The sequence below is a fragment of the Pararhizobium antarcticum genome, assembly GCF_001885585.1.
GTDB classification, from domain to species: domain Bacteria; phylum Pseudomonadota; class Alphaproteobacteria; order Rhizobiales; family Rhizobiaceae; genus Pararhizobium; species Pararhizobium antarcticum.
The window spans coordinates 1-4831 of record NZ_LSRP01000005.1; the positions used below are offsets into that span (position 1 = coordinate 1).

Consider the following 4831-nt stretch of genomic DNA (forward strand, 5'->3'; position numbering starts at 1 on the left):
AACTCAAGGAGATGAGACGATGACCATCGAACAGCACATTGAAGAACTGCGGGCCGAGCTTAACAACGCATGCGACGCTGTGGAGCGCCGCGAGATCCAGACCGAGCTGGAAATGGCTCAGGCGGAGCTGGCGGTGATCACGGCAGAGCAGGACGGTAGCGTTGATGCCGAGCCGCCCTTCTGAGGGCGGTAGATAACACAGCCAGGCATAGGTTGTTTCTGTGTCGCAATGCGGACGACGTTCCACGGTCTACTTGTCGAGCGACGTCGTCGACACCAGGGATGTTGAAACAGCCAGAATATTCCCCCAGCGCAAACCACGAGCTATTTGAGAGAAGTTCGATACGGTCGTCCATAAATTACAGCGTTTACAACAATGCTGTATTTGCTGTAATTTATCTCAAGCGCACTCTTTATTCAATTCACCCTGATTTCATCGCGAGGAGACACGCAAATGACGAGCAGCACCGGTTCCTACACGACAAGTGACCTCTCGCGGAAGTCCGGCGACATCATCGCCGAGGCCTTGCGCCATCCCGTTACCATCACACAGCGCAACAAGCCGCGACTGGTGCTGCTGAACATCGAAGACTACGAGCGGCTGATGCGTCAGTCGGATATGCGTGCTGCCGGCACGCTAGAGACCATGCCCGACGCATTGCTCAGCGAATTTGAAGGCGCTGTCGACGCTTACGCCGACAGTGATGAGACAAGCCGATGAGTGGATATGACGAGATCCAGACAGCAGCGGTCATCCGATACCCGTATCTCTGGAGCCGTGAAGCGAACAAGGGCGAAACGGAGGGGCGCAAAGATCGACCGGTGGCAATCGGCGTTCGGATCCCGCGCGGACGGGGATCTCGTATTGTTCTTCCCCATCACGACGAAGCAGCCGGAGGCAAACCGGTTCGCGGTGGAAATACCTGCGATCGAAAAACGTCGCGCCGGCCTTGATGTCGACCTGCGTCTCTGGATCATTCTCGACGAGTTCAATAGCGATGTCATCGGCCGGTCGTTCTACCTTGAACCTGAGCCGCCTATCGGTCGCTTCAGCAAGGCATTCTTCCTGCCACTCTTGAGGGAATTCATTGGGCGCCGGAAGTCCTTTGCCGAGGTCAGCCGATCCAGATAGCGCCATAGTGCAACGCGAGCCCCAGTATCGATCCTGGTCGGCTTTTGGCGCCACAAAGTGTCAGACTATGTCGTGTCTGCGGTTGCGGCTTTTGATGCCTTCACAGGCCACGGGTCTATATCCTCTTGCCCGCTTTTGACGAACGAGATCGAGGAATAGATCCACCGCTTCCTTCTCTTGCCCGAAATGGTGACGCATGCTCTGGCCACGTTTCCCGATACGTCCCCATGACCGCGTCAGACATGCTTCTCCGAACAAAGTCATCGAGATTTCCATGGCGTAATAACGGGCCATGTTTTTTGAGAAGTCGGTGCGTTCCACATACAGATGGTAGGGTTGAGCGATCATCTCGGCAGGATCGGAAATTCTCCTTTCCGCGTCCAACGACAGTTTTGAATCGGTTGCCACGGATCGATTCATATTCGTGATGAATGTCTTCGGGCAGTCAACATTGGTACAAGGTTGCAATCGCCAGCGAGTCAGACCCTGCGGCGGTCAATCTCAAGGGTGGCTCGCTACCGTACCTGCCGCGCAAGCGATCGTGCAATGTCGACAATGTCATTGCGTGACGTTGTCGGATCCTCGGCGTTCCAGGCGATCCCCAAGCCAATGCGAAAGTCTATACCCTTAACCTTCAGCAGCGCGACGTTGCTGTTCGGAAGATCGGCCGTCCATTCCGGTGCAAACCCGATGCCGATGCCGGCCGAGACCAGCGAAACGAGGGAAAACGTGTCGTCGCACGTATAGGCTATGTTGCGGGTCAAATCGTGTTCGGCGAATTTCTCGGCAAAATATCTCTCTGTGTAGGAGAGGTTCTGTCGCGAAAAGGAGATGATTTTCTGGTCGCGCAGGTCGTCGATGCCGATGTCACCGCGTGATGCGAGCGCGTTGCCTTTTTCGACCGCCAGCAGATAGCGCTCATGGGCAATGGAGAAAAAGCGCAACGAACCGATATTTTCGACTGGCCGGATGAACCCAATGTTGATTTGACCACTTTCCAAGTTCCGGATGATGTCGTCCGTTGAACCGCTCGAAATGTGCAGCTGTATCTCCGGATATTTTCTGGCAATGCGTGCTAGGAATGCCGGCAAAACACCGACTGTTGCTGGGTAAATCGTTCCAATCCGTATCCGAGTGACAGTCTTGCCAGCCACCGATCTCGTAATCTCGGTGCTTAAGTCAATGTCGCTCAAAATACGCACACATCGCTCGTAGAAAGTAGCTCCTGCCCTCGTCAGCTCCACTCGACGGGTTGTGCGTATAAGCAGCTGAACGCCGAGCTCGCGCTCGAGAGATTGAATCTGGGTGCTCAACGCTGGCTGGGCGATATGAACTCTGGACGCAGCCCTAGCAAAATGGAGCTCTTCAGCCACCGCGACGAAATAGTGGAGTTGGCGTAGTTCCATTCGCTGCACCAATTTTTGCTTCTTTGGAGCACTGCGTTGCAACGCTCCCAAAACAATTAGGGACTGACAGTCCGTCGATTGTCAAGCATCAGATATGTTTTCTTGCGGCATGGATGTGCGGCAACGAATTGGATGGAACCTTCGTAGGCTTAGAGTGGCCAAGGGCCTCTCTCAGGAGCGCCTCGCACTGGAAGCGGAGATTGATCGGTCTTATGTCGGTCGTGTTGAGCGGGGTACCGAAAACGTAACAGTAGGGGCCCTCGAAGCTTTTTCGGCAATTTTGGATATCGATGTGTCGGCATTGTTTGCGGAGATTGATTCTAGCTCTTCATTACCACCGCCACTCAGATCAGGGCGAAAGCCAAAATCGCATTGAAAATTACTAGGGCGCTGCAAAGCGCTACTAACTCGGGATGCGAGTTCTGCTTTGCTCAGTTCAATCGCTCTGAGCTATTAATCCTGCCGAATCCCTATTAGACGCACAGACTCGGAACCATCACTATTTTCCCGGGAACAACAAAACCGGGAGAACACGCGGTGAATGCAAAGCCATATCTGTCCATAGGCCTCATGCTCGCTCTTGGCGGTGCTGTGCCGGCATCAGCCTTCGCTGAAACCCTAATCGTCAACAGCTATGGCGGTCCTTATGAAGCGATCATCGAAGAGCGCATCATCAAGCCTTTCGAGGAAAAATACGGTGTCGATGTCATTTATGATGCCGTCGGTTCCGCCTCGCAGGACTATGCCAAGATCAAGGCAACGAGAGGCCAGCCGGGTTTTGACGTTGCGGTCATGACCGCGTCCCAGTCACTGCAAGGCTGCAAGGATCGGCTTCTGGAAAAGCTGGACACTGTCGCTGTTCCAAACCTTGGAAAACTTGAGCCGACGCTTGCAGCCGTCGCCGGCCCGTGCGGCGCCGTTCACGAGGTGCAGTACCTGGCGCTGCTGTACCGGACCGACAAACTGGCCCTTGCGCCGACCTCATGGTCATCGCTTTTCGATCCGCAGCTTGATGGAAAGATTGTCCTGCCGACGTTCCAGAACGTCATGGCGGTCTTCCTGCTCGAAATCATGTCGGTCATGCGCGGCGGCGACATGATCGACAATATCGAGCCCGGCTTTGCGGCGATGGCGGAACTTTCCCGGCAGTCGATCGGCTTTGAACAGTCCTCCGCGATCCTCGAAAGCTACATCAAGGACGGGACCGTATGGGCTATGCCGTTTTGGAACGGTCGTGCGCAACTGCTTGTCGATCAGGGATTACCTGTCGACTACATCAGGCCAAAAGAAGGGACGATCCCGCTGATCGCGACCCTCAATGTGCCTGTTGGTGCGCAGAACAAGAAAGCCGCCCTCGCCTTCATCGATTTCTTTCTGGAAAAATCCAGCCAGGAAGCATGGGTGACGGGATATCAGGTTGGAAGTGCACGCACCGATATCGAGATCCCCGTTGATGTTCGCAAGCGTCAGATCACCAGCAAAGCGGATCTCGACGGTCTGAAACTGCCGGATCTCTCGCGCATTGCTGACAAGCTCAGTGAATGGGGCGAGCGCTGGGAACGCGACGTCGTTTCCCAGGCGAATTGAGAGGAGGCCCCATGTCAAGCATTGCACTCGCTGCGCCGGCGGCCTTGCCGCGCGTTCCCGCCCAGACATCCGGATATCTGGTCCTGACGCCTTCCTGTCTACTCTTGACCATCTTCTTTGCCCTGCCAATGGGCACGATGATCGGGATGAGTTTTACCCATGCAGAGACGCTGGCGCCAACCCTCTTCCACTACCAGCGCTTCTTCTCGGATGGGCTTTCGCTCTCCGGCCTCTACCGAACAGCCGTGATGTCGTTTCTCGTCGCACTTTGCGTGACGGTTCTCGGTTATCCCATCGCCTATTATCTGGCACGCTCTCGATCCCGCTGGCGGGCACTGGTCTTTGCCTTGGCGCTCGCCCCGGAGCTTGCCGGTGTCGTATTGCGCACCTATGGCTGGCTGATCATTCTCGAGGATCGGGGCTTCATTAACGACGCCTTGATCAATCTCGGTCTCATCGCCTCCCCCTTCCCCTTGTCGAAAAACCTGTTTGCGGTCGTCGTCGGCCTGACCCATGTCGTTTTGCCGTTCGGCATCCTGTCCCTGACCACCAGCATCCAGGGGATCGATCCCAACCTCGAGCGCGCCGCCCAGATGCTCGGCGCCTCGCGTCTGTCGGTGGTCCGCCACATCATCCTGCCGCTCTCGATTCCAGGCATCGTCAGCTCGTTGCTGATCTCCTTCACGATGGCTGCCAGCGCCTATGC

General features: G+C 55.7%; 6 protein-coding genes and 2 pseudogenes. 6 read left to right on the plus strand and 2 right to left on the minus strand.

Annotated features, from left to right (window positions below; all coding sequences use genetic code 11):
• The 3 genes and pseudogenes from AX760_RS26985 to AX760_RS01915 all read left to right on the plus strand — a co-directional run.
• Positions 1-184 (plus strand): annotated as a pseudogene (locus AX760_RS26985) (hypothetical protein); the annotation flags it as partial.
• Between the two features lie 270 nt (positions 185-454).
• Entirely contained in the window at positions 455-721 is a 267-nt protein-coding gene (locus tag AX760_RS01910) for a type II toxin-antitoxin system prevent-host-death family antitoxin (protein ID WP_071831158.1), read from the plus strand.
• A pseudogene (locus tag AX760_RS01915) lies at positions 718-1132 on the plus strand (hypothetical protein). Before AX760_RS01910 ends, AX760_RS01915 begins: the two are co-directional and overlap by 4 nt.
• Positions 1133-1192: 60 nt before the next feature.
• On the opposite strand, the gene AX760_RS01920 reads toward AX760_RS01915, so the two are convergent.
• Positions 1193-1540: a WGR domain-containing protein gene (locus AX760_RS01920; protein WP_425348805.1), complete on the minus strand. Its 348-nt coding sequence runs from the start codon at positions 1538-1540 to the stop codon at positions 1193-1195.
• A gap of 107 nt (positions 1541-1647) precedes the next feature.
• Positions 1648-2538, minus strand: a complete 891-nt coding sequence (locus AX760_RS01925; protein WP_071831160.1) for a LysR family transcriptional regulator — start codon at positions 2536-2538, stop codon at positions 1648-1650.
• 109 nt (positions 2539-2647) lie between these two features.
• On the opposite strand from AX760_RS01925, the gene AX760_RS01930 reads away from it, so the two are divergent.
• From AX760_RS01930 to AX760_RS01940, 3 genes are all read left to right on the plus strand, one after another.
• A complete protein-coding gene (locus AX760_RS01930; RefSeq protein ID WP_071831162.1) occupies positions 2648-2914 on the plus strand; it encodes a helix-turn-helix domain-containing protein in 267 nt (88 codons plus the stop codon).
• Between the two features lie 194 nt (positions 2915-3108).
• Positions 3109-4125, plus strand: coding sequence for an ABC transporter substrate-binding protein (locus AX760_RS01935; RefSeq protein WP_071831163.1), 1017 nt, complete (start codon positions 3109-3111; stop codon positions 4123-4125).
• Positions 4126-4136: 11 nt separating this feature from the next.
• A partial coding sequence (locus AX760_RS01940; RefSeq protein WP_071831161.1) for an ABC transporter permease occupies positions 4137-4831 on the plus strand: 695 nt, incomplete at its 3' end.

Coding starts and splice junctions, on each gene's coding strand:
- AX760_RS01935 (WP_071831163.1), top strand. CDS start 3,109: ATGCTCGCTCTTGGCGGTGCTGTGCCGGCATCAGCCTTCGCTGAAACC.
- AX760_RS01925 (WP_071831160.1), bottom strand. CDS start 2,538: ATGGAACTACGCCAACTCCACTATTTCGTCGCGGTGGCTGAAGAGCTC.
- AX760_RS01930 (WP_071831162.1), top strand. CDS start 2,648: ATGGATGTGCGGCAACGAATTGGATGGAACCTTCGTAGGCTTAGAGTG.
- AX760_RS01910 (WP_071831158.1), top strand. CDS start 455: ATGACGAGCAGCACCGGTTCCTACACGACAAGTGACCTCTCGCGGAAG.